This is a genomic window from Bradyrhizobium sp. 62 (genome assembly GCF_023073035.1).
In the GTDB taxonomy this organism is placed as follows: Bacteria; Pseudomonadota; Alphaproteobacteria; order Rhizobiales; family Xanthobacteraceae; genus Bradyrhizobium.
In genome coordinates this window covers 280692-304814 of the sequence record NZ_JADPIT010000031.1, presented here as the reverse complement: position 1 = coordinate 304814, position 24123 = coordinate 280692, and the positions used below count along the sequence as shown (strand labels likewise).

At 57.9% G+C, this 24123-nt stretch carries 23 protein-coding genes; 15 read left to right on the top strand and 8 right to left on the bottom strand.

What is annotated here, in order from left to right; genetic code table 11:
- Window positions 1–14: 14 nt before the first annotated feature.
- Both IVB47_RS29235 and IVB47_RS29230 read left to right on the top strand, forming a co-directional pair.
- The gene (locus IVB47_RS29235) at window positions 15–1127 is read left to right on the top strand and encodes a polysaccharide pyruvyl transferase family protein (protein WP_247466571.1); all 1113 of its coding nucleotides are present in this window, start codon (window positions 15–17) and stop codon (window positions 1125–1127) included.
- A gap of 560 nt (window positions 1128–1687) precedes the next feature.
- Window positions 1688–2566, top strand: coding sequence for a hypothetical protein (locus tag IVB47_RS29230; protein ID WP_247466568.1), 879 nt, complete (start codon window positions 1688–1690; stop codon window positions 2564–2566).
- A 52-nt stretch (window positions 2567–2618) separates the two neighbouring features.
- Here the strand turns inward: IVB47_RS29230 and rfbB are convergent, their stop codons facing one another.
- Window positions 2619–3686: a dTDP-glucose 4,6-dehydratase gene (gene rfbB / locus IVB47_RS29225; protein ID WP_247466565.1), complete on the bottom strand. Its 1068-nt coding sequence runs from the start codon at window positions 3684–3686 to the stop codon at window positions 2619–2621.
- A 13-nt stretch (window positions 3687–3699) separates the two neighbouring features.
- Window positions 3700–4590 carry a glucose-1-phosphate thymidylyltransferase RfbA gene (gene rfbA, locus IVB47_RS29220; RefSeq protein ID WP_247466562.1) on the bottom strand — a complete coding sequence of 297 codons (891 nt, stop codon included), beginning with the start codon at window positions 4588–4590 and terminating at the stop codon, window positions 3700–3702.
- Between the two features lie 111 nt (window positions 4591–4701).
- Here rfbA and rfbC point away from each other — a divergent pair, with 111 nt between their 5' ends.
- Together rfbC and rfbD are read left to right on the top strand one after the other, a co-directional pair.
- Window positions 4702–5256, top strand: coding sequence for a dTDP-4-dehydrorhamnose 3,5-epimerase (gene rfbC, locus IVB47_RS29215; protein ID WP_247466559.1), 555 nt, complete (start codon window positions 4702–4704; stop codon window positions 5254–5256).
- The gene (rfbD, locus tag IVB47_RS29210) at window positions 5256–6161 is read left to right on the top strand and encodes a dTDP-4-dehydrorhamnose reductase (RefSeq protein ID WP_247466556.1); all 906 of its coding nucleotides are present in this window, start codon (window positions 5256–5258) and stop codon (window positions 6159–6161) included. The genes rfbC and rfbD overlap by 1 nt, the downstream gene beginning before the upstream one ends.
- A 36-nt stretch (window positions 6162–6197) precedes the next feature.
- Here the strand turns inward: rfbD and IVB47_RS29205 are convergent, their stop codons facing one another.
- The 3 genes from IVB47_RS29205 to IVB47_RS29195 all read right to left on the bottom strand — a co-directional run bounded on the left by IVB47_RS29205 (window position 6198) and on the right by IVB47_RS29195 (window position 9385).
- Complete coding sequence (locus IVB47_RS29205; protein WP_247466553.1) at window positions 6198–6947, bottom strand: FkbM family methyltransferase; 750 nt, start codon at window positions 6945–6947, stop codon at window positions 6198–6200.
- 457 nt (window positions 6948–7404) lie between these two features.
- Window positions 7405–8577 carry an ERF family protein gene (locus IVB47_RS29200; RefSeq protein WP_247466550.1) on the bottom strand — a complete coding sequence of 391 codons (1173 nt, stop codon included), beginning with the start codon at window positions 8575–8577 and terminating at the stop codon, window positions 7405–7407.
- Window positions 8561–9385: a YqaJ viral recombinase family protein gene (locus IVB47_RS29195; protein WP_247466546.1), complete on the bottom strand. Its 825-nt coding sequence runs from the start codon at window positions 9383–9385 to the stop codon at window positions 8561–8563. The genes IVB47_RS29200 and IVB47_RS29195 overlap by 17 nt, the downstream gene beginning before the upstream one ends.
- A 66-nt stretch (window positions 9386–9451) precedes the next feature.
- Here IVB47_RS29195 and IVB47_RS29190 point away from each other — a divergent pair, with 66 nt between their 5' ends.
- From IVB47_RS29190 to IVB47_RS29175, 4 genes are all read left to right on the top strand, one after another.
- A complete protein-coding gene (locus IVB47_RS29190; RefSeq protein ID WP_247466543.1) occupies window positions 9452–9706 on the top strand; it encodes a helix-turn-helix transcriptional regulator in 255 nt (84 codons plus the stop codon).
- A gap of 118 nt (window positions 9707–9824) precedes the next feature.
- Window positions 9825–10952 carry a sensor domain-containing diguanylate cyclase gene (locus IVB47_RS29185; RefSeq protein WP_247466539.1) on the top strand — a complete coding sequence of 376 codons (1128 nt, stop codon included), beginning with the start codon at window positions 9825–9827 and terminating at the stop codon, window positions 10950–10952.
- Window positions 10953–11658: 706 nt separating this feature from the next.
- Window positions 11659–11973 (top strand): hypothetical protein, encoded by a 315-nt coding sequence (locus IVB47_RS29180; protein ID WP_247466537.1) that lies wholly within the window; start codon window positions 11659–11661, stop codon window positions 11971–11973.
- 581 nt (window positions 11974–12554) lie between these two features.
- Window positions 12555–12734: a hypothetical protein gene (locus IVB47_RS29175; protein ID WP_247466535.1), complete on the top strand. Its 180-nt coding sequence runs from the start codon at window positions 12555–12557 to the stop codon at window positions 12732–12734.
- Between the two features lie 546 nt (window positions 12735–13280).
- Here IVB47_RS29175 and IVB47_RS29170 read toward each other — a convergent pair.
- Together IVB47_RS29170 and IVB47_RS29165 are read right to left on the bottom strand one after the other, a co-directional pair.
- Complete coding sequence (locus tag IVB47_RS29170) at window positions 13281–13817, bottom strand: hypothetical protein (RefSeq protein WP_247466532.1); 537 nt, start codon at window positions 13815–13817, stop codon at window positions 13281–13283.
- 385 nt (window positions 13818–14202) lie between these two features.
- Window positions 14203–14559 carry a hypothetical protein gene (locus IVB47_RS29165; RefSeq protein ID WP_247466528.1) on the bottom strand — a complete coding sequence of 119 codons (357 nt, stop codon included), beginning with the start codon at window positions 14557–14559 and terminating at the stop codon, window positions 14203–14205.
- Between the two features lie 490 nt (window positions 14560–15049).
- Here IVB47_RS29165 and IVB47_RS29160 point away from each other — a divergent pair, with 490 nt between their 5' ends.
- The 5 genes from IVB47_RS29160 (at window position 15050) to IVB47_RS29140 (ending at window position 20008) form a co-directional block, all read left to right on the top strand.
- On the top strand, window positions 15050–15793 hold the full coding sequence (locus tag IVB47_RS29160; protein ID WP_247466525.1) for a hypothetical protein: 744 nt from the start codon (window positions 15050–15052) through the stop codon (window positions 15791–15793).
- Window positions 15794–15897: 104 nt separating this feature from the next.
- Complete coding sequence (locus IVB47_RS29155) at window positions 15898–16824, top strand: hypothetical protein (RefSeq protein WP_247466522.1); 927 nt, start codon at window positions 15898–15900, stop codon at window positions 16822–16824.
- Window positions 16793–17131, top strand: a complete 339-nt coding sequence (locus tag IVB47_RS29150) for a hypothetical protein (protein ID WP_247466519.1) — start codon at window positions 16793–16795, stop codon at window positions 17129–17131. The genes IVB47_RS29155 and IVB47_RS29150 overlap by 32 nt, the downstream gene beginning before the upstream one ends.
- A 262-nt stretch (window positions 17132–17393) precedes the next feature.
- The gene (locus tag IVB47_RS29145; RefSeq protein ID WP_247466515.1) at window positions 17394–19469 is read left to right on the top strand and encodes a hypothetical protein; all 2076 of its coding nucleotides are present in this window, start codon (window positions 17394–17396) and stop codon (window positions 19467–19469) included.
- Window positions 19470–19747: 278 nt separating this feature from the next.
- Window positions 19748–20008, top strand: coding sequence for a hypothetical protein (locus IVB47_RS29140; protein ID WP_247466513.1), 261 nt, complete (start codon window positions 19748–19750; stop codon window positions 20006–20008).
- 927 nt (window positions 20009–20935) lie between these two features.
- Here the strand turns inward: IVB47_RS29140 and IVB47_RS29135 are convergent.
- Window positions 20936–21553, bottom strand: a complete 618-nt coding sequence (locus tag IVB47_RS29135) for a transglutaminase-like cysteine peptidase (RefSeq protein WP_247466510.1) — start codon at window positions 21551–21553, stop codon at window positions 20936–20938.
- Between the two features lie 413 nt (window positions 21554–21966).
- On the opposite strand from IVB47_RS29135, the gene IVB47_RS29130 reads away from it, so the two are divergent.
- Both IVB47_RS29130 and IVB47_RS29125 read left to right on the top strand, forming a co-directional pair.
- Window positions 21967–22692, top strand: coding sequence for a metallophosphoesterase family protein (locus IVB47_RS29130; protein ID WP_247466507.1), 726 nt, complete (start codon window positions 21967–21969; stop codon window positions 22690–22692).
- 210 nt (window positions 22693–22902) lie between these two features.
- Window positions 22903–24123 (top strand): polysaccharide biosynthesis/export family protein, encoded by a 1221-nt coding sequence (locus tag IVB47_RS29125; RefSeq protein ID WP_247466642.1) that lies wholly within the window; start codon window positions 22903–22905, stop codon window positions 24121–24123.

Below are 24123 nucleotides of genomic sequence, written 5' to 3'. Positions count from 1 at the left end.
TCCCGGAGGGCCCTGTGAATATCTTTCTTCTTGGAGCGACTCCAAGTATATCGAGCGAAATTGGAGAAGATCCGATTTCAAAGTTGGCAAAGACGGGCGGCAATACAGGCAATCAGCTGATCGCCCATGGCCTGCTAAGCCAGATCGAATATGATTATATCTCGTGGGATCATCGGGTCGATCCTAGGGAGGTGCACGAGCGCTTCGATATGATCGTCATCGCCGCGGCGAACTTCCTGTTTCCCAGGTTCGATTTCGGAGCAATGGCGGAATATATCGAGGGGGCCGATCTGCCGGTATCGATCGTCGGACTGGGAGCTCAGTCGAACAGCTACGATCCGAACATCAGTTTGCTGCCTGGTACCGAGCGCTTCGTCAAAGTCATTGCTGAACGCGCCGCGCAGATTGGTGTGAGAGGTCCCTACACTGCAGAAGTTCTCGCTCGCCGCGGTGTCCAGAACGTCACAGTTACCGGATGTCCCTCGTACTACATGAGCGGATCAAAAGGAATTGTTCTCAAGCAGCAGCCATTCGATGAAATCAAGCACGTCGCCGTGAACGCGTCCCGCGACGTCATCGTTCACTCATTCGACAAGGACAGAATGCGGCGTCTAGTCCAGGATATTTATCGTGCCGGGATCGAATGGAATGGCGACTTCGTAGCCCAAAGCGAGGAAGTGGAGATAAGACTGGCAGATTTCCAATCAAAAACCACGGTTTATGAACCGTTGGAAGAATTAACGACATTTTTGAAGGACGTCGCATCGGAAGACGACGTGCGTAGTTGGGCGGCCGAGCACGTTCGCGTCTACTTTGATGTCAATGATTGGCTGGAGAGCATTCAGGAATACGATTTCGTTTTTGGAAATCGTTTCCATGGCTGTATGGTTGCCTTGCAGCGGGGTGTGCCGTCAGTCGTGATTTGCCACGATACTCGTACTGAAGACATGTGTCGTTTCTTGGCTTTGCCTTGCATTTCAATCGTCGATATCGAGCGGATCGACGTAAGGAACCTCTACGATCTGGTAGATAGGGCGGCCTTCACTAACCGTTACCGAGATCTCTATCCAAAGTATGCAGAATTTCTCGCGACAAATAATCTGCGGATGAGGAAGCCTGGAAGCTAGGTGTTTTAAAGAAGTTCCAGTGGGGCAACTTGAAGAAGATCTCGGCGATAGCGATAGTGTACAATGAGCCGAAGAGTTCTTCCTATCTGGCTGAAGTACTATTCATCGCAGGTCGGCTAGGAACATTGCTTCATCGCGGATCAATGGTCGCATGACGACTCATCAAAAAAGTTCTTCACCCGAATACATTCGTTCTCCCGCGTACCCCTCAAGATGAGGTGAAGCGGGTTGATAGTGTGTCGCAGGCGAGATCACGGCGGTCGGATTGAATCTTCATTGCGTTATCGGGGAAGGGACGGCGCTAGCACCTGTCACGCGGATAGCGAAAGGTACGAGATATGTTCGTTCTAAGTCGGCGTGCTCTTGTCACAACGCCAATAGCTGCTGCTGCGCACCTGGCCCTCCGAGAAGTCGCGCAAGCCGCTCGTAGGGATATCGCGGTGGGCGCCATACGCTGGGACCCTTGGTACATTCAATCCAAGGTCGGTCCGCGCGAGAGCTTGGAAGATGTTTTAAGCCCGCTGAGGTGGCAGAAAAGGGCACCGAGTTGTGCTCGTGTCGTGTCCCTGGACCAGATCGATTTCGGAGGTTGCGCAACGCAAACACAGATCGATAGGGAGATAACCTATGCGAACAGGGCCGGGCTGGACTATTGGGCGTTCATTTGGTACGGCAAAAAGGACGACATGCAAAATGCATGGCGGCTTTATCGAGCTACTCAGATCCAGAAGAACATCAAGTGGTGCATGATTTTCGCGAACTGCTCTCTGTTTGTGAAGGAGCTCAGCAATTCACCGGATGAGTATTTAGATTATTTTCGAGATAGAGATTATCAGAAAGTTCTTGGGGGGCGACCGCTAATTTATTTGTTGCCTGATCCCGCGCCGTTATCAACGTTATCATCGGCGATTGGAGCTATGCGAAGCTCATGCAGATCCGCGCGTTTGTCCGATCCTTACGTTGTGTTCTTGACCGGTGCGATCCGTTACGCTGCAGAGTTGGTCGGTGCAGACGCCGTCGGAATCTATTCCAAGGCGACAAAAGCTCCCGTTGCGGGCCCGTATGCTGAACTTGCGGAAGCGGACAAGGTATATTGGAGCCAACTCGCGTCTACAGGGCAGAGCGTGGTGCCGACGGTTTTGACCGGCGCCGATCGTCGTCCGAGAGTTGAGCGCCCGGTTCCTTGGGAGGCATCGAGGCAAAAGCCTTATGTGGGCGATGATCTTTACTATGTGGCCGGCACGCCAGAGGAGATCGCCGCTCATGTTCGAGAACTGATCACGTGGGTGGACGAAAACCCCGCTACGTGCCCGGCAAGAACTGGTTTGATATATTCTTGGGATGAGCATGATGAAGGTGGGTCGACTTTAAATCCGACCCTAGGAGACGGTAGTGCTATTCTCGACGCCGTAACGAGAGTGCTAACTAGGGACAAGTGACTGGGCTGGTTGGTGCTAGTTGGTTCGACGATCAGGATCGCGTCGGATATCGCTAACGCTTTAGGCCCAAACGATTGGTGTTGTATCCTCGATCCAAAATAGCGCGCCACCACGGTTGCTGTTCGAGATACCAGCCAACCGTTTTGGCGATGCCGCTCTCGAAGTTCTCTTCGGCGCACCAGCCGAGATCATTTTCAAGCTTGGATGCGTCGATGGCGTAGCGGCGGTCATGGCCGGGGCGGTCAGTGACAAAATTGATGAGCTTGCGGCGTGTGCCGGCGGCGCTTGGTGTGATCTCGTCAAGTAGGTCGCAGATGCTTTCTACCACATGCAGGTTCGTGCGTTCGTTGCGGCCGCCGACGTTGTATGTTTCGCCGATCCTTCCGCGCTCCAACACGAGCGTCAGCGCCTTGGCGTGATCCTCGACATAGAGCCAGTCGCGGATATTCGAACCGTCGCCATAGACTGGCAGCTTCTCGCCAGCCAGGCCCTTGATGATCATGTGCGGGATCAGCTTCTCCGGGAAATGATAAGGCCCGTAATTGTTGGAGCAGTTGGTCACCAGCGTCGGCAGTTCGTAGGTCTCCCGCCAGGCGCGCACCAGATGGTCGGACGAAGCCTTGCTCGCCGAATAGGGCGAGTTCGGCGCGTAAGGGCTGGTTTCCGTGAACAGGCCGTCGCGGCCGAGCGACCCGAACACCTCGTCGGTCGAGATGTGCAGGAAGCGGAAGCGATCGCGCTTCTCGCCCGAGAGGCTGCGCCAGTGGCGGAGCGCCTCCTGGAGAATGCTGAAGGTGCCGACGATGTTGGTCTGGATGAACTCGCCGGGGCCGTCGATGGAGCGATCGACATGGCTCTCGGCGGCAAGGTTCATCACGGCGTCGGGCTGGTATTTTTCGAACAGCTTGCGCAGGCCCACCGGCTCGCAGATGCATTGCTGCTCGAAAGCGTAGTGCGGATTGCCGGTCGCGCCGGGCAGCGACTCCAGGTTTGCCGCATAGGTCAACTTGTCGATGTTGACCACCCGCGCCTGAGTGTCGCGCAGCAGGTGGCGGACCACGGCCGAGCCGATGAAGCCCGCGCCGCCCGTGACGAAGATCGTGGAGCCCTTGAAGCGCATGGACTTGTTTCCTTCAACCGATCAGTCGGTGTTGAGCGAAGGACTTTGCAACCGAATTCAGATATTCCCCGTAGCTGCTCTTGGCACATTTCTCGGCGACCTTCTCGAACTGTTGCAGCGAGATGTAGCCCTGCCGCAGCGCAATTTCTTCGGGGCAGGCGATACGCAGGCCTTGGCGCTGCTCCAGGATCTGCACGAAATGGCTCGCCTCCACCAACGAGGCGTGGGTGCCGGTGTCGAGCCACGCGAAGCCGCGGCCGAGCACCTCGACGAAGAGATCGCCGCGCTCGAGATAGGCGTTGTTGACGGAGGTGATCTCGATCTCGCCGCGCGCCGAGGGTTTGACGTTGGCGGCAATGTCCAGCACGTCATTGTCGTAGAAATAAAGCCCGGTCACCGCGACGTTCGATTTCGGCTGCTTCGGTTTCTCCTCGATCGACAGCGCCCGGCCGCTGGCATCGAGCTCGACCACGCCATAGGCCTGCGGATCGTTGACGACATAGCCGAACACCGTCGCGCCGGTCTTGCGCACTGAGGCGCTGGACAGCATGCTCGGCAGGCCATGGCCATAGAAGATGTTGTCGCCGAGGACCAGCGCGACGGAATCCGAGCCGACGAAGTCGCGTCCGACGATGAAGGCGTCAGCGAGCCCACGCGGCGTCTCCTGCGTCTCATAAGCGAACCGCATCCCGATCTCGGCGCCGTCGCCGAGCAGGCGCTGGAACAGCGGCTTGTCCTGCGGCGTGGAGATGACGAGAACGTCGCGGATCCCGGCCAGCATCAGCGTCGAGAGCGGGTAGTAGATCATGGGCTTGTCGAACACCGGCAGCAGCTGCTTCGATACCACCGTGGTCACCGGATACAGGCGCGAGCCTGTGCCGCCGGCGAGAATGATCCCCTTCATAGCCCCTCTCATAGCTTAACTATTTCGCAACGTAGCAGATGGCGTGCGCTGCACAAGTTTGTTATAAACCTAGGGTAAACCACACACGCCCGGGTATTTAGGCGCGGAAATATGAATGTTATTACGACTGAGCTTCCGGAAGTTCTGATAATCGAGCCAAAGCTATTCGGTGACCAACGCGGCTTCTTTTTGGAAACCTATCAGTTTCAGCGTTATGTGGAAGCCGGGATACATCGTCCCTTCGTTCAGGACAACATGTCGCGCTCGGCCCGCGGCGTCCTTCGCGGCCTGCACCTGCAAAATCCGGGCGCGCAGGGCAAGCTGGTCAGCGCCATGCGTGGGAGCGTGCTCGATGTCGCCGTCGACGTCCGCGTCGGCAGCCCGAATTTCGGGCGGCACGTTGCCGTCGAATTAAGCGAGGAGAACCGCCGTCAGCTCTGGGTGCCCCGAGGCTTCGCCCACGGGTTCCTCGTGTTGTCCGAAACCGCGGACTTCTTCTACAAGTGCGATGACCCCTACAGCCCGAAAGATGAAGTCTCGATCCGCTGGGACGATCCTGCCATCGGGATCAAATGGGGCGTCGAAAGTCCTTCGCTGTCCGCGAAGGACGCGGCGGCGGCGCCTCTGTCGGAGATCAAGAACCTTCCGATCTATGGGCAGATCTGATGCGTATTGTCCTGACTGGAACTAACGGACAAGTGGGCGGAGCACTGTTGCCGCTCCTCGAGCGCAAACATACGGTCGTAGCTCCTTCGCGGGCGGAGTTCGACCTGTCCGAGCCGGATTCGCTTGCTGCCAAGCTTGATGCGATCAAGCCCGATCTCATCGTCAATCCCGCCGCTTATACCGCCGTCGATAAGGCCGAGGACGAAGCGAAGCTCGCCTTTCTCGTCAACGCAGACGCACCGGCCGCCATGGCACGCTGGGCGGCCGTCCATCACGTTCCGATGGTGCATTTCTCGACCGACTACGTGTTCGACGGAGGCGGCAGCCGCGCCTGGCGCGAGGACGATCCGACCGGGCCGCTCTCGGTCTATGGACGCAGCAAGCTTGTGGGCGAAGACGAGGTTCGTCGGGCCGCCGGCCCGCATCTGGTGATACGCACCGCTTGGGTTTATGCGGCGCAAGGCGCCAACTTCATGCGCACCATAATCCGTCTTGCCAGGGAGCGAGAGACGCTTCGGGTCGTCTCGGACCAGTTCGGCACGCCCACCACTGCGCGTACGATTGCGTCAACGCTAGTTCAGATTTTGGGAAATAGCCGGGCAGAGGAGCTGCCTGCTGTCTTCGCACGCGCAGAGGGGCTCCTCCATCTCACGAATTCGGGCTCGACCAATTGGCACGGCTTCGCCAGTGCAATCGTAGAGGGGCTCCGGTCTCACGGTGTTGACCTGAAGGCTGCTGAGATCGTTCCAATAGCTACCAAGGACTATCCCACCAAAACGGTCCGCCCGGCCAACTCCCGACTGGACTTATCGCGTCTACTTGATGCCTATGGCCTGGCCCCCGCGGCTTGGGAGAGTGCCCTCGGCGAAGAAATGGGTGCTTTGCAGACGACAGATTTCTCTTAGTAGCTGTTCTTGTCGGTCCGGCGCGATCAGAAGGCGTCAGGCTTTGTCGAAATGATTATCCTCCCATCGCCATGCCAAGATTGGCGCGTGAAAAGCCCCTAGCATCTCCATCTCTATATCGGAGAAAAGGTGTGGCTTAACAAAGAACGTGTCCATGGCGCCGACTATCCGCCGATAGCCATCTTCATGCATCCGCTGCGCCAAACCATTGCGGGATATTTTATCTAGGTGATAGTGCTCCATCATAACAAGATCTGGCGCGTAAATTGATAGATCGAAACCGGCGAGCACTTCTTGGTCGGCCCCTTCAGTGTCAACTATCAGCAGGTCGACCTTCTCGATCGCTCTCTCTTCCAAAAGGTCATTAAGTGGAACGACGCCCACTTGGACACGTTCGACGCTCTCTTCGAAATCAGCGTCAGAAGAAAAATGACCTCGAATGATCTCGCGATGAAACGATGAAAGTCCCTTGTTCGAGTATATGGGCTTACCATCTCTGTAACGGATACGATAGAATGGTCGCTCCTCCCGTCGCTCGCCGCAGGCCAATTGCAGGCACTCGATTTTCGGGAAGTCGCTGTAGTTGAGCGACAATTCCGAAAATAAGTCAGGCACCGGCTCGATGACTAGCCCGGACCAATTGTGTCGTTTCGCCAAATTGTTGACGGGATCGCCGGAGAATCCGTCGTTAGCTCCAACTTGCACAAAAAAAAGCTTTTCCGACTTAACTGCAGCCAATCGCCCAAATAGAAACGTGCATAGCCGATCTGTGAAGTCGAATTTCACCCATTTTAGATCGGGACTAGTCATACTATACCCAGGTTTCACGTAATTTCGTAGTTGTAATTGGACTTTTATACCGGCCTATCGAACGGCATGGTATCCATGGCTTTGGTCGACCGTCTCCGGTGTCAGGTTGGGCAAGATGCCTTTGCACCTCACGGGGTAACCGCCGGAAAAACAGGTCTATGGCAGATCTGGACGGATCTCATCGACGGAGCTGAGCTGTACGTCTTTAGACGATCGCATCAACGCTTGGGCGTTGTCGATGGGCTTGGCCAAAGATAAAGCGCAAAGCAGCGTCTCAAGCGCTCCGAGGAACGCAATGAGCTCGGCGAGAAATCGACCGGCGCCACGAACGTGGATCGGTTTGCGGCACGTCGGATTTCAGGCGGCTGCTGGTAATGATAGGCAATCACCGAGCAAGCTTTTCTGTTTTTCCTCGAATCTGAAAGCGGTTTCATTACTGGTGGGCCTCCACTGCGATGTTTGAGGCTTGCTCGCGATCCGCGGCGACCTTGTTGATCGTGTCTGCCGCGCTTGCCATCCAGAGTTCCCTTGCAACGGGTAAGGGTGATATCTGCACGTTGGCCCACCACGCTCGTTCGTCTCCGTGCCCATGCAAAGCCTGATGATGCAGGCGACATAAGGGGACGGTAAATTCGTCACTTACTTTTCGACCCAATGTTCTGGGCTGGGCGAACTTCAGGTGATGCGCGTCCGACGGCAACTGTTTGCAAACAAGGCAGGGATGCTCGCGGACGAAGGTAAGATGGGCCTTGCTCCTTTTGCGCGGTGGTTCCTTGGGGATGGCGAGGCCGCATTGGTTGGCAATTTGGGTCGGCTGGGCGGGATCGACCGCGGAAGCGGCCAAGCCAGCTTCGGAGGTGGCAAGCGCTTGGACAGGTTCCCGCGCTGGCTGCTCCTCTTCAGGGTTGAGGGTGGATTGAACGGCTAACTCCATCCTTTCCCGGTAAGCAGCCTCGACTGATCGGGCATCTACCTCCTGGAGAGTGTTCTTGAGCGGCAGGTTGGTTTTGGCCCACGCAAGGAGGTCGGCGGCGTTGGCGAGCTGCGCCAAAAGCCGCTCGCGGAGGGCTACCGACTCCTGACCCTCCAGAACCGACGGCCGATGTAGGACGCCCTTGGGTGGCTTTCCTTTGGAGGCTGATGCCGGGCGCAGCTCAGTCGAAGCCGGCGGGCCGGCGATTACGTCGGGCGCATCCAGGTCGTCCTCGCCAGCAATCCCGACCAAGGCAAATAAGGCATAGCGGCGCGCATAGGTGAGTGCCGCACCCATCCGGTGCGGCGACTCGATGTCCTTGCCGGAGCAAACCGGCAGGTCGGAGGAGATCCATTCACCCGAGGCGTGAGCGAGGAGGGTCGTCAGGTGGATTTGTCCCGTAGCCGCCATGGTCCGGGTCGTTTGGATGGTTGCGATCTCCTGCTGGCTTAAAGTCTTGCGAACGATGTCCAGGCCCGAAGCCAAGGATGCATATCGGAATGATCGGGCGTCTTCTCGGGGAAAGGGAGACCGGATGGTGGCCGTCAACGTTTTTTCGGGATTCGTCAGCTCGGCCTGAGCCTTGGCCAAAGCTGCAGCGATGGCGCCGATCCGTTCACTGGATTGATGCATGGCTAGCCTCCGATGAAAGAGCTTCAAAGCTGATGGCACCAGATTTCGAACGTTTGGCCTTGATGCCGTGCCCAATGGCTTCCCTGGCATCCTCCGGCACGAGCTTTTTCAGATCCGCCTTAGCCAACTCGTGGTCTCCATGGGCGCCCCGTGTCCGGAGATACGTCACGGCCAGTTCGGCCCAGGAGTTCGATGTTGCCATGTCGACTACCTTGATCGCTTCAAGCCGAGGGCGTGGCGTCTCGATCCCGAACAGGTGAGGCGTCTCGCCGGTTTGGACGCACCGCCAGAACTTCTTCTCTGCTGTCAGGAGGAGATGCTGATAGAGGGGGTCGGCATGAACGATGATCTCCACCCACTTGCCGCCGCCTGTGATGATGGACAGCACGGCGGAGCGTGCTGAGATCACCCACATGTTGTGTTGAAGCTGGGCCATGTGCTTGTCGGCAGCGGCTTCCTCGGAGAAATTCCAGGGCAGCATGAACTTGGCCTCGTATACTGCGCCGGTTTGCTGAACACGGCCGTCCAGCGTCGCGCCCATCCATTTGTGAATGGGATGCCGGACCTTCCGCTGAACGTCTTCGACAGTGTGACCGCTCGTGCGCTCGTACCAGGTCCGGTTGAGGTCCTCGGTTATGGTGCCGAGCTGGACGATCAAGTCGTCGCTAAGGTCCAAAGGCAGGGCCTCGCCGCGCTTCTCTCGCCAAAGCCTCGTTAGCTTGTCTGGATCGTCGCCCATTATGATCCGGGCATCGGATCCGCCGATAAATGATCGTCGGTCGATTGCGTGGTTGGCAACGGTGCGCATCGCTGTAATCCTCTCTTCCAGTCAGATACTAATTGATACCAATAGTATCTATTCGAAGAGCGGCTAATGTCAATACCAAAAGTATCAATTCGCCAAATCAAAGCCGCTCGCGCGCTCTTGGGGTGGTCGCAAGAGGACCTCGCTGCTGCTGCGGGAGTGTCCATTCCAACGATCAAACGCTTAGAGGCCTGCGACGGCGCTCTCGGTGGACGAGCTGACACCGGCACCAAGATCTTGGATGCTCTCCATACGGGCGGCGTAGAATTCCTCGGGGAGAACGGAGGGGGGCAAGGCGTCCGACTAAGGAAGGCCGCGCATTAACAATCCGACTACCGCGGCGCCGCCCTGGTGCGGCACCTTAACTTCCTGCTAACCAACCGCAGCGCTCTGAATTTTAACGCCTTTACGGTTTCCTGACGCAGGATCGGGATAACTTGGCATGGCGCAATCGGCATTCCAGCGAGCGACCGTTGAACCTCACACAGAGGTCGACGACCGGGTCAAAAAACGCGCCCGCTTGCGGCGGCAGATGTACCTTGCACAGATCGCCAGCTTCATCCTGGATGCTGCTATCCTGTTTCTCTACTCCCTAAGCGGCACCATACCTGTTTCGGCTTCAGGGTGGTATCTCGCCGTCGCAGTTGGATGGACCCTGATAACGTTGATCCTCTCCGAATTGCACGTCAACGACCGCTTCCAGGATCACTACCTCACTGTACCGCAAAGCCTCGGAAGCATAGGTATTCAACTGGCCGCGATCTATTTCATTCCTGAAGTAGGATTCTATTTCGCCTGCATCATCTTCGTGGTGCTTGGATTCGGCGCACTGCGTATGTCGGCTCGGCAGACCGCCATTGTTTGGGCTTATGCCGCGATTGGCCTCACGTCGGTCTTCACGCTGACGAACCAGCCCATCGCGATGCCGATGGAATCCTTTGCAGAGCGGCATCTAACTCTGCTGTGCTTTGTAACCGCTCTTGGCAGGTGCGCGTTCACTGGTCTTTATGGTGCTTCTCTCAGGGAGGCACTTTACAAGCGCGGGAATGAACTGAAGGTTGCGCACGCCAAGATCGAAGAGCTCGCACAAATTGATGAACTCACCAGCGTATTTAACCGGCGTTATGTCATGCGCGCTTTGAACGACGAAATGGCGCGGGCACAACGTGCAGGTACTCCGTGCTCTGTCGCCATTTTGGACATAGACTTCTTCAAGCGCATCAATGACGCGTTTGGTCACCCAGCCGGTGACGAGGTACTGCGAGGCTTTGCGATCAGCCTTGCTGCCAATATGCGGTCGATAGATAAACTTGGCAGGTACGGCGGCGAAGAATTTCTTGTGATCATGCCGGATAGCACCAGGGATCAAGCGCTCGTAGGAATGAACCGATTGCGGCAGATCATTTCAGACTTAAATTGGGGTTCTATATCAGACGAAATGCGAGTGACGTTCTCGGCCGGTATAGCGCAAGTTCGGACCAACGATGCGCCGGAAGATATTTTGGCGCGTGCTGACGTTGCGTTGTATCGGGCAAAAGGCGAAGGCCGGAACTGCGTGTTGACAGGCTGACGGCACGGGTGACAAGCCGGGCCAACTCGAATCCGGTAGTCTTACGGAATCCTTTTCCGGAACACGGTGTTCTACTGTGAGAACACCGGCGAGATTTAAGTACCAGTTTTTAATTTGCCCGGGATGGCCGCAGTGGGGGCTGGAACCACCCTGCGGCCTTTCGCTTTAGCGAAACCCATTTCCAAGTTGAGCCGTACCGTCTCTGGGGCGAAGTCGGCGGAGAATTCGTGAGCATTCAAATTATTATAGCCGCCATGTTGGAGCGCGAGCTAGCGGCGCGGGGGGTGCAATCGTTGGGACCTTCCGATTGCATGGAAATCGTCGAGAACCTGCTCGGACGACTGAAAGATCTGGACCGGGAGTTAGCTGCGCGAGCTGCCAACCAGGCGATAGGCTCATGGAGAGACGGCCCCGGCTCGGAGGGGCCGGGGACTGGTTAGACCGAGGCCGCTACGCGGAGCCTTGGCATTCTCTCGTTCACGATGGAGCTTTCGCACGCGTCGCAATCGATGGCGGTGTTTTCACCGCGGCGACTGCTTGCGTCTCTCGCGCCGGTGCCATCGTTCCCACTTGGCGTATTCTGCGCATGGAAGATTTCAACGCGAGCAGATTCCGTCGGCAATCACTAAGGTGGATGAGCGAAGGTCTTAGGAACCAACGTGGATAGCGGCCGCTTGACTCGGTCCATCACAACGGAGGAAGACCCATGACCCGTAAATCTATCATCGTTCTGGCCGTATCGCTTGCCATGTCCACTACAGCACTCGCGCAAGGCGGCGGCGGCGGCGGCGGTGGCGCAGGAGGCGGCGGCGCGGGCGCCGGTGCCTCTGGTGCATCTTCGGGTTCAGGTTCCAGCGGCGCTGGCACCGGCAGCTCGGGCGTGGGGGCGACCAGCGGATCAGGCGGTACCGCCACGACGACGAACCCCGGCGCCACTTCGACCATGAACAGCAATGGCACCGGGACCACGACCGCACCCGGCACCACCTCTTCAGGGAGCGGGACCACGACGCAAAAGTAACGGTCGAAAGGCCTGGAACGTCAAACCCGGCGCAAAGGCGCGCCGGGTTTTTCTGTCAAAATGAGTGAACGGGACCACCGTGAGGAGCGCCACAGCTTCGAAGGGAATGGACGGCGGAATGCGGCTTGACCAAAGGTTGCGCTTGAACTTGAGAGCGATCTAAGTTTCATTGAATTACTTTTATGATCATTTGTTTTTGCCGGCTGTCCCGGAAGCTTTTTATGGAAGTCCTTTTGCTGGCGCTCGGCAGTTGGCTGCTGTTGAATGTGCTGTACGTCTTGGTCGTCATTCCGCCCCGTAAGACCAGGCCGACATCTCCGCTGGGCCGAGCGATTGATGCATTTCGACATTTCGTCCGAGGTCGGCGCGGTCCACCCTCCTGAAGGGAGGGCAGCGCAGGTGAATTAAGTTCGACCAGTGCCAAGCTCTAAAATGACTGAAGCGTGGCGTGCAAGGATTCAGGGGCTTATATGGACGACAAGGGGGGGCGGCGCCATTAAGGTTGAGCGGTCAGGTTAACCCGAGCGAACGTTTGCTTACAGCGGGCACTTCGATATCACCTCGAATAGAGGAATATCCGGATGTCCGACGGAACTGATTACCAAACCGCAGCTGCAGACAGACCTCGCAAGTTGCTCGATCTCGCCATTCCACTCTCCTTCGCCGCTGTAGCCCTCGTCACCACAGCTGTCTCGCTGGAGGCGATTGGGTTCACCGCTTGGCAGCCAGCTACCTTTTTGGTTGCCTGTATCTTTGATTAAGGGCCGTTGAGTGGCATGAGCGAATTCGAAGGACTTTCTGATCATTTCATCCTGCGGATGCACGAATTCATTCGCCGAGAGGTGCAAGCCGATAGGCTAGCTGGCACGCGTTTCGTTGGCTTGCCCGCACGGCAGCGCGCGGAAGCTCTTGCTCGCGAAATAGAGCGCCGCGGCCTGACCTATACGCCAATTGAATGGCCCGACGACCAGGCATCTGGGCGTGGAACGCGGGCATAGTCCAAATGCGTGCCACGGACGAGGACTACTACTTCGTTTGGTTGCAGGACCGATTGGGCAACGCTTGCCCACAAATTTGGGCGAGCAACCAGTTCGACCGGCCGGATTGGCAACTCAACCCTGTTCTAAGCAAGCACCTACTACGGCCGGCAGAGCGTACGATGGCACTGGACTTCCTCGCTAGTTTGTATCCGTTCGCTTGAAGAGAGCGACGCATGCGTGCAGGGCGATTTCTCGGCGGCGGGCGCCAGATCCGGTTTGGATGCCATGAGGGCCCACCTTTTCTAAGTTGGCGTAGACTTCGAAAACCTACTTCTGGCGGGTCGAACGCATCTTGTCGGCAATGAATTTGAGGAGCGGTACTTCTGCGCCCCCTGCAAGCGGAAGAGGCTCGTAGTCTTTTCCGACGGCATCCGCCAACATCCTCATTCCGTCAGACCAACCCAGGAGTTCGATCATCGCCCGTTGATCGAGCCTGACATCCTGGCTCCATCCCTCGTAAAGGTCAGCCAACGAGACCAGGTTGTCATAGGAGAGGGCGTCAAGCACGGAAAGAGGCGGCGTCGAATAACAAAGGCGGACGGCCTCCGCCTGTGCTGTGTCGATCGCGCAGTTGAAAGGCTTCCTGTCGCCGACAAACCTCCGAAGATGGGGGGCTACTCCTTGGAGACGTCGGCACCGTTCGGATTCAATTCTCCGGCTACAAGTCCTCAGCAGTTGATCCATCTCGACCCCAAGAAGCTGCTGTACAGGGTAATCCGCTGCTCGGTGCCTCGCGACTAATGCGACGTATTCACTTGCTGAAAAGAGAATGTGCCGATCGAATGCTTGAACAGAATCTGTCATTATCGTCAAAATCCTGCCCGCTAAAAAAATGTTCTGTGCGTTTGATTTGCGGCACGACAGTCGCTCGCCGCGAGCTGCTGCGCAGGAACTTCCTGGAACGCAATCGATTGTTGTCCGCCTCGCTCTCCGAAAGGCAACGTAGTGGCCGAACAATGAATTGCTAGTGTGGCCGCGAAATGTTTTGGCGAGTTGAATGCGCAGCACTATGCGAGTCAATGCGCGGGAGGGCGGCTCATCTGAATGAATGCATTGATGTGAGTTGTCTGGCGCATTGCATGTTTAGCTAAATGTTGCATTTGCCGCCGCGGCGAACCTCGATCGATCCGAATTGGACTACAGGCCGCCCGGTACGCCGTCCTCCGGACGTCGCTAAAATCTCGCCTCATCAATGGGCGGGCGGATTCACTGACTGGGTCTTCAACGCCCGCACGCGTTCGACGATTGAGTTAATGAGCTTGTGTTCCGCTGAAAGGCGAGCCTCCGATTTGATAAACTTCGCCATAGCCACTAGGGGCGTGGTGCGAAAGTCCAGGTGCTCAGCGAGGATCTCAAGCAGCGCAATGTTCTGGGCCATAGAGACGCGGCAGCGTTGCTCGAGGGCGGAGGCAGTATCGTGAAGCGCTGTAGCGAGCCCGGCATCCGCTTCTCCGCCCTTGAGCAGCACTTCACAGTCCTTCCGGAGCGCAGCAAGGCTTCGGCACTTTGCGTTCAGGTCCTTAGAAATTTTTTTTATTTCGATCACACGAGTCTCCCTGGTCTTTATGTGCAGGAGGGTCGCAGGGGCGGTTTGGCATGCAGGTACCGGACGCAAATTTAGATCGGGAATGAATGCGCTGGCGAGGAGATTGCTCGATGTCCACAAGATCGACGCTAAGGCTTTGTCGCCCAATTGCATGAGGCGTCGACTTCGCTTGTCTTATCGCTGCTGCTTTCTCTGAAGCAAGAAGGTGACGGTCTTCGACTAACTAATCGGGCGCTGTCGACGGCACCGGAGTGCAGCCTGATTTGGATGCAAGTAAGACGCCGCGAATTTGGCCAACGCGGGAAGGCTGTTCTCTCTATCACAAGCCGGGGCTGTTGGAACGCTCGCGCGTGATTTTGCTGTTAATTGAATATGCGGGGATGAATTAACCGGTCGCTTTGGCTTCTCGCCTGCGCCACACAAGGAGCGACAACTGAACAAGTGAGGTCACGTGCCTACGCACCACAAGGCTCTGCTCTCCGAGACGGCCATGCCGATGTCAGAGGTCTTGGCGTATATGCGCGAGGGCCTATCGCCGTCCACGCGGCAAATACTGGCTATGTTGGATTTTTATGCACGGAAAGACCACGAGCTTCCCTCGGCAGATGCGCCATTGACGCCCGAAGAGGAGGACGAGCTGACGCCGATCGTCTCGGCGCTTACGATCGCAGCGGTCCAGAGCGAGCAAACGAGGGATAGCACGCTTGCTGCGACATTGGAGCGCGTTAGGCGGCGACCGAGCATTTTCGACCAAGGCGAATTACCGGCTTCAGTCCAGTGGGAGCTGGCGGGCCAACTTCAGCGGAAGGATGAGGCACCCGGTACCTATGCCATGGATATCTGGGGGACCAGTCAAACGCGAGCGCCGTATGTGTTTGGTCCGCCAACCGAGGAAAACCTGAGTGCCGCAGCCGAACGAGCGCTGCGCCAGGTCCAGGCTAGGCGTGCGGTGGGCCGCTCACCCCACCCGGCGCACCGGGAACTGGCCGGGCGACTAGCTCTGATCTTTGCCGGAAGTGGGCGCCCGATAGCGAGGAGGCGAAAGGAGTTCGTTCGCCGTGAACGCCGGGGTGTGTTCCTGCGCTCGAGAGAGGGCGGGCCATTCCATGAATTTCTGGCGCTGACCTTGCCGCCGCTTCAACGCTTCTTGCAAGAACGCAACCTCGCACCGGTAACATCCGACTCCCTTGTTCGTTTCGCCCAAGGCGCGCGCAAGACGTCCAACGAGGCCTAAAGCTATCCCGAGCATCACCCCCGATTATTCCCACGGGGTTTCGGCCCTGGGGTTCGATTGAGCCTCTATTGTGTCAGCTTCTCTCAAAGATGAAGGAGCTGGAAATGCTTGATGATCAGGACAATAGCGCATGTGAGGTCGTGGCTTCCGACGCGCATGAAAGCGATATCGCTCTGAACGTGACGGGAGACGGCATCGAAACGGAGTCGCCTACCGGCGAGGGCACCAACAAGCCCGACGCAGAGGAAGAAACAGAGGAGGCGGACCCGGCCCTCGGTGAGGAGGAGAGCGACGAGGACGATGAAGCCTATGACTATGAGCAGCTCCAGGAGGACGAGGAGACGCGCACCTATATGCCGCTCTGGATGAGGGAGCGCTTGGATGACCCGCCGATCTGGCCCGGCGCGAGCAAGACCGATCTCCTCAATTTCTTCCGCTCCTACGAGTACGACTATCGTCCGCCGCACCGTCCCAAGAGCGATGTTGAGTATGAATGGGTGTGGCAGGCGAGCAAGGCGGCCTTCAACTTGATCTGGCTCGAGCGGTTGGAAACGACCATCCTTGCCAATCAGCGTCGTGCGGCGGTGGAGTCCCTGCAGATGCAAGCGTTTGCAGCCGTGCCATCGTCGAAGGAAGCCAAGCGAGAGCTCGAATGTTCTGCGAAAGAGGCCGCGATGGATTATTTTGCGGACCCCGACTATCGCAAAAAAATTGATGCGAATTTCGCAAACGCGGGTTTCGGTGCGCACGCTGTCGCAGGCGAGGCCTTTGTCCGCGCTTTGCCGTCGCTGAAGGAGATCGCGCGCATGAAGAAGGAGGCGATGAAGCAGCGCGACGATGCTCTTAAGCAATTGGACCGGGCTTACGATCAGCGCGATCCCGAGCAGCAGATGCCGCTGAGTTCGTCAGCGATCAGTAATTTTTTCCGCGAGGTCCAAGAAGACACGGAGCTTGGTCGGCAAGAGCGGGAGCAGGAGAAAATCAAAAAGGCAGCCGGACATGGCGACGCAGAAGCAGATCGCAGCAAATAGAAGAAACGCGGCCCGCAGCACCGGGCCACGTACCCGAGAAGGCAAGGCGCGTTCGAAGATGAATGCGCTTCGCCACGGCCTTGCTGCCCGTGAACCGGGCAACCAGCTGAACTGGGAGCAACTGAATTCGTTGCCTTTCGAGGAGATTTGCGCCCGTCTCGTGCAAATTGAGAAGGAGCGATCGTCCCTATTCGAGGCGATCCACCACCAACTCCAGTCGCAGGACGAAGTAGCCCCGTCGCTGCGGCGCCTGGCGGCCCTCGATCGCTATGCCGAGCGCGCCAGCGCAAAATTGAAGTCGCTGTAAGGTGTGGTGCGAGCGCAATTCTTTCTGCGTTGGCAGGACTTTAAGGCCACTTTTGAGATGAATTGGGTTCGTTCTGCGATAGCGCCCGAAGGTCAACGCTTGGATCGTGACGCCATGAGGCGTCCGCGTCCGAGGACAGCTTGGTGGGCTTTCTCAAAGTGCGATGGGGTTGGATGGGACGGCGCAGAAATTGTCCTTGCGGGCCGTTCGGATCTATTCAAAAGTGCACAATTATGGGTTGCGGCTGTTGAGGTAGATTTTTATGTCCTCTGGATATTCGTTCGTATCGTTCGACTCCTTGCTGCCCACCTACAGCAGCATCAATGCACTCAACAACTCGGGTCAGCTCGCCGGCACCTACACGGATTCCGCAAGCGTTGCTCATGGTTTCATCTGGAAGAACGGCATCCTCACGACTGTCGACGGAATTGCGAACCCCTACTACATCAACCGGGTGACCGGCATCAACGATGCGGGCGCTGTCACCGGCTACGCATCCGTCGGCCCGAATGGTATCCCGTTTGCCTTCGTGGTGAGCGCCAACGGTACAGTGACGTCGGCGGCAGTTTACGCCGACACATATCCGGTCGGGATCGATAACAGCGGTCAGATCATCGGGAACGGGGATGTTCTCTACAGTCCTTTGAACATCGCCTTTATCTGGACGCCCGGCGGCGCGGCGCAACAGATTGCCGATCCGCAATCCGAGGTGGGAGGCACGCGCGTCAACGGCATCAACGCTGCCGGCACGGAAATCGTCGGCTATTACGTGCACCCATACTATGCAGGCGGCACGCTTCAGGCATTCTCATTCGACGGCACGAACTATCACGACCTCCCTGTCCCTGGCATTCCCTATGGTGTCAATGACCTCGGCCAGGTCGTCGGTTGGTACTCCGACCAGGCCGGAGCTCACGGCTTTCTCTCCAATGGGGCAAGCTATGTGACGATCGACAATCCGCTTGCCGTGTACGGTACGAGATTGTGGGGGATCAACGATTTCGGCCAGATCCTCGGGAGCTACATCGATGCGTCGAACCGGACGCATACCTTCGAGATGACGCCCGACCAGCTCACCCAGTCCCAGGTGATCGGGATCCTGACGCCGATCACCGGTGCTGCGACAGGTCAGATCATCGACTATCTGCATGCGAAGGGACTTTTGCTGAATGGAGCGTCGATCTCGGACGGGACCGGAAACGTCGCGCCATTTGCTGCCGGCACTCAGCTTGCAATTCTCGCAGGCGCCCAGGAGACGATCACAAGCGACAGCGCGTTGAAGTTTGTCGTGGACTCGTTTGCCAACTCCAATCTCATCATTCACGGCTCGGCCGATATCGGTGTATCCGCGGCAGTCGGAGATAATCAGATTTCGCTACAGGACTCCGGCAACGATACTGTGTTTCTTGGCGGCGGAAACAACACGGTCTGGGCCGGGGGCGGCGTCGATGTCATCCACGGCGGCAGCGGCGACGATTTGCTGATCGCCGGCAGCGGCGCGGGCTCACAGTTTTACGGCGGCGACGGCAACGACGTCTTCGTCGGAGGTGCAGCCAGCAGCTATGTCGACGGCGGCGCCGGCAATGATACGATCTATGGCGGCAGCGGAACGGACACGCTGCACGGCGGCAGCGGCAGCGACGTGATTTATGCGGATGATGGCAGCAGCTATCTGTTCGCAGACACGGGCGCTTCCACGCTCTATGGCGGCTCGGGTTCAGACACGATGTATGCTGGTGCAGGCGATGCCAGGCTGGTTGCGCTCGGTAGCCAGTACAACGAATTGTATGGTGGCGCTGGAAACAGTGTGCTGATTGCGGTAGGGACGGGCAACACACTGATGGTGGCCGGAAGCGGCAATAATTACCTCCAGGGTGGGGGTGGCAACGACACCATGTATGGCGGTTCTGGCCGGGACACCCTGCAGGCGGGCAGCGGGCACGACCAACTCATTTCAGGTAGCCTCGCCGGCGGGCCCGGACAGGGAAATCTCCTCCAGGGGAGCTCAGGCGATGCGGTGCTGTGGGCCGGCGCCGGCAGCGATACCTTGGTAGGGGGATCTGGTCAGGACATCCTTGTCAGCGGCACTGGCTCTTCGCAGATGACCGGGGGTAGTAACGGCCACACAACCTTCGAAATCGCATTTCACACGGGCAATGATACAGTCACCGCAAGTGGTGCCGGCAACGTAGCTTTCATTGACGGACGAGCATCGACGGATGGAACCATCGCGACATCCGGCGGGACGACGACGATTACCTTCGGCGACACCGGTCAGGAACTCACCTTCACCGGCGTTCAACACCTCTATTTTACCGACCAGGTCTATTCGACGTGAACCTGGGGACAGGCGTGAGGGCGAATGCTTGCCGCGAAGCAGTGAAGGTGCCGCACTTTTAACTAAATAGCTGAAATGGTGATCTATTTTGGCTTGATCTGCGAAGTCCGTCGCCTGCTTGGCCTAACGCGGTCAGATGCGGCTGCGGCACTGCGGCAACAATGCGCGTGAATTAGAGGCTCGAACGAGGCGGCCAGCTATACATAGGCGCGTCAGCCCGGTAATTTATTGAGCAGCCTCGCTTGATGTGAGGATGATCGTTCTGTAGGGGGACTTGAATGCGTCGATTGCTCGTTGCCGTTTCTCTGGCCATGACGGGCCTGGTTTTGGGCGCTTCTATCCCGTCCGCATCCGCTGCCGACAAGGCGGTCGAGCTCCGTCCGCGTGATGGTACCTACATCAAGATGCGTCACGCACACCGCTACCTGCGGTGCCCGGACGCTTATTCATGTTATCCGCTCTATGGCGCCTATGGCCCCTATGGCGGCCATGCATACTGGGCTGCCTATTCCGGGTATGTGCCGCCGGAATATCGCTGAGCGGCGAAATCAAAGATCAGTTAGCGGATTGCCCTGGAGCGGTATGCCCGCCTCGGGATTGCTGTTGCACAGCCAGCAATGATGCGAGGCAGACTGGGTGTGATTTAGATCACAGCCTGTGGTGCCAATCTGTGTCACATTCCGATAGATCAGGGCCATTCGTAGCAGCTGCGACGCTTCGCCACGCAATGCGGTTGAGCGGGTGCCGTATTCGTGAAGTTAACCTCCTGAACTTCGCGAAAAGTCGTACAGACTTATCTGTCAGATGAGGGGATTATCCGAGAACGTTTGGTGTTTGTTGTTCGTCCAGCGCCTGCTTTAAGGCGGCTTTGATGTTTGTTGGCGTGATGGGCAATTTCCGTCCGCGCCTGGGATTTTCGACCGAAATGCATTTTGAAGTGAACGGGCTGGCAATAGCATCACTTTCGAACCGTCTGCAGCACCTGTGATTGTGCGTGTCACGAGCATGTTGCTGCCATCTGGTTAGAGCAGTTGGCGCGGGGCTTGCTGCGTCTATTCCGCTGACTGGATCTGTTTGAGGGGGCGTACTAATGGGTGACAGAACTGTTCCGGAACGGGTCAACGAGTTCCTCGTTCGCTGTGCCGGAAGAGCATATTGCGATCATTGCATTCAGGAGCGGCTCGGCCTCCGCTGGCGCCAGCAGGTCCAACTCGTGACCGCAACGCTCGCCGTTACCTCCGGATATCGCCGCAGCACGGCCGCGTGCTGCACGTGCGAGGACACCAAGCAGGTGACCAGCTTCATTGGACCGAGTTCGGGCACGCGAACCAGCCTCACTTTGTCGCTACCCAGGCACAAGCCCGGCTACGAAGAAATCCCGCCGGCAAGCGGGTCCGCTCCAGAAACCCGGCTCCAAGGTCAGGTTGCGAGGCAGGCGGCGCGAGGCCCCGCAACCTGAGTTTCCGCTAGGCTTGGGTCTTGCCGACCATGGCCCAAAAGGTGGGGGTCTTAGGTGACTGAATACGGACCCACTGATATGGCGACTTGGCCCAGGGTCTGATGTCCTGGGCGATGCTGTCGGCGACCAAGTCGCCTTTCTTCGTGCGCACCACCAGGACGAGGTGATGCTCACCCCAGGTCGTGACGACCTCGGCCAGCAACAGCGCATGTGCCGGCCAACCGCGGGCGATCAACGCGTGTCTCTTTGTTACGGCGTAGTCGTTGCAGTCGCCTCGATCCGGCCCGATCAGCCAACGTTCGCCGGCAATGCCATCGACGTTGCGTTCGAATCGGATGCTCTGGTTGATCTCATGGTTGAGGTCGCGCAACTCGCTGAAGCGGGTTTCGTCCAGCGCGATCGGGCCAGGCCGGAAGCGGTTGTGCGAAGATGCGCAATCGCCAGGATATTGCATGCAGAACCGTGTGTGCGCGAAGGGCGCCAGTGTCGGTCCGCCGAGCGCAATCTTCTGCAATTGACCTCGCAGCATGTTAGGCAGGCCGACGAAGCCGGCATGCGCTCGTGGCGCGAGACAGACCACGCCTAGCAATGCGAGCGCGGCAACCGCCTTGATGATCCGACGCATGAATATTATCCCCCGTAATGTCCCTCGTTGTCTGGACAAGTACAGGGAAAGATTTTCGAACCCGCTGAGGGGCGCGTCGCAAATTGACTAGAATCAGCGGGGCTTCGGTAGGGTGCTGGCAACTATGTTGGTCAGGGCTAAGTCGCACCCCGGATGAGCGGCTCAATTTCGGGCCCTATTGTCGGATTCTCGAAATGAGAGGGTCGAGGGTCGCTGGATTCTGAGGAGAGGCTGCCTCTGATCGGGAGCTCTGGAGGGTGCAACGCCGCAGGTCGCATGTTGCTTGACCTCGCGCTATGCTTTCCGGGCGATTATGTAGTCTGGTTGCTGAATTCTTGTTCCCACCCAACGGTGACCCGGGACAGGTCAAGAAACAATCCGCACCGGATGGTCTTGCGGCTGGTGATATGAGAATGACTGACCCTATAGCGAACCAGCGGCCGCACTTGTCGGCGGGCGTGCGTATCTATGCGGTGGGCGACATCCATGGCTGCGCCGACCTGCTTGAAGGAGTCTTCGGACGGATCGATGCCGATCGCGCCTCTTCCGCATCCTCGCGGACTGTCGAGGTCTATCTCGGTGACCTGATCGATCGCGGGGGGGCGTCAAGGCACGTCATCGATCTCTTGATCGAGCGGAAACTGAACCACGAGGTCGTCTGCCTCAAAGGCAATCATGAGGATCTCGCCCTTCGCTTTTTGAGTTCTCCCCAGCTGTTCGAGGGATGGGCGGGCCTCGGCGGACGTGAAACGCTCAGGTCCTATGGCTTGACGCCCCTTGCGCGCAAACCGGACGAAATGGCCGCCTTGGCCGGGGCCTTTGGAGAAGCTTTGCCGGCTGCCCATCGGAACTTCCTGTTGAGCTTGCCTGCCTTCTTTTCCTGTGGAGATTTCTTTTTCGTCCATGCCGGGGTTAAGCCCGGCGTGCCGCTGGAGCGCCAGCGGGAACAGGACCTGCTCTGGATCAGGCAGGAGTTTCTGAGCTGGGACGCGCCGTTTGAGAAGATGATTATTCATGGGCATACCCCCGTTCAGGTACCCGACTTCCGGGACAACCGGGTCAATGTCGATACCGGAGCGTACGCAACAGGGCGCTTAAGCTGTTTGCGGATCGAGGGCACCGAACTGGCGCTCGTTTAGTTTGGCTGCTAACCGTCGGCTTGATTGTGATGGCTCATCACACAGCTTGCGTCTAATATTTGCCCATTGCCCAGCCGACGCGCGGCCGTAAACGTCCAGCGTGGCCGGAATGCCACAATCGTCAAGCGCTTCACCTTGACGAGGGCCGATTCATATTGCGGCCGGGGAATCCGTGGTATTCAAAAACGGTCAGATGGAACTGGGGACGTGATGTTTTTGGGTTGGGGCAGAAGTTGGTTAGTGCTGGTGCTTGCAGGACTTGCTTTGGCAGGCTGCTCGGCTATGCCTTCTACTGGCCCCTCAAGCGGGGACGTTAAATCGGCCAACTCCAAGGATGCCGACAGTCTGCCGTACGCGCTGGTTCGGCTGACACCTGAGGCCATTGGCGTCCTATCTCAGGCAACGCCGCGCCTGATGTTCAGCAATACCGGTCGCCGTGCGCCCCGGGAGATCAAATTCGGTGTCGGTGACGTTGTCAGCGTAACCATCTTCGAAGCTGCCGCCGGCGGCTTGTTTATTCCGCGGGAGGCGGGAGTGCGCCCGGGCAATTTCATCTCGCTGCCCAACCAGACCGTCGATTCCGCAGGCAACATTACGGTTCCGTTTGCCGGCGCGATCCCGGCCAAAAATCGAACCCCTGGGGAGGTCCAGCAGACGATTGTCGATCGTTTGAAGAATCGAGCGATCGAACCGCAGGCTGTGGTGTCCCTGATCGATCAGCGTACGTCTCTTGTGAGCGTCTTCGGTGAGGTCAACAACCCCAGCCGCTTCCCCCTCAACGCGGCGGGCGATCGTATCCTCGATGCAATCACCCGTGCGGGCGGTCCGAAGGGACAGGGGTTCGACACCTGGGTCATGCTTGAGCGCGGCGGCAACCGGATGACCGTTCCGTTCGGTTCTTTGGTCTACGAGCCCGCGAACAACGGTTATGTCGACGCCAACGATACGATTTACGTCTATCGCGAGCCACAGACGTTCGTCGCGTTTGGTGCCTCTGGCCAACAGGGACAGTTTAATTTCGAAGCCTGGCGGATATCGCTTGCCGAGGCCTTGGCAAAGGCTGGCGGCCTCAACGACTCGCTCGCCGATCCCGCCTCGGTCTTCGTCTATCGCGGCGAGAGCCGTGACGTAGCCGAGAAGCTCGGCATCGACGTGAGCCGCTTCTCGACGCCGCTCGTTCCGGTCGTGTATGTGGTCAATCTCCGCGATCCTGCGACTTACTTCCTCGCTACCAAGATGCAGATCCGCAACAAGGACGTTCTGTATGCGTCCAACGCGACGGCGGTGGAGACGGCGAAGATCCTTCAGTTCATCCGTCTGGTTAACGCAACGGTGAACGATCCCATCGTGACTGCTACCAATGCCTACACGCTGCGAGGCGCAATCCGAGGGGCCGGTACCGCTACCGCTGCCACGGCGACCAACCCTTGA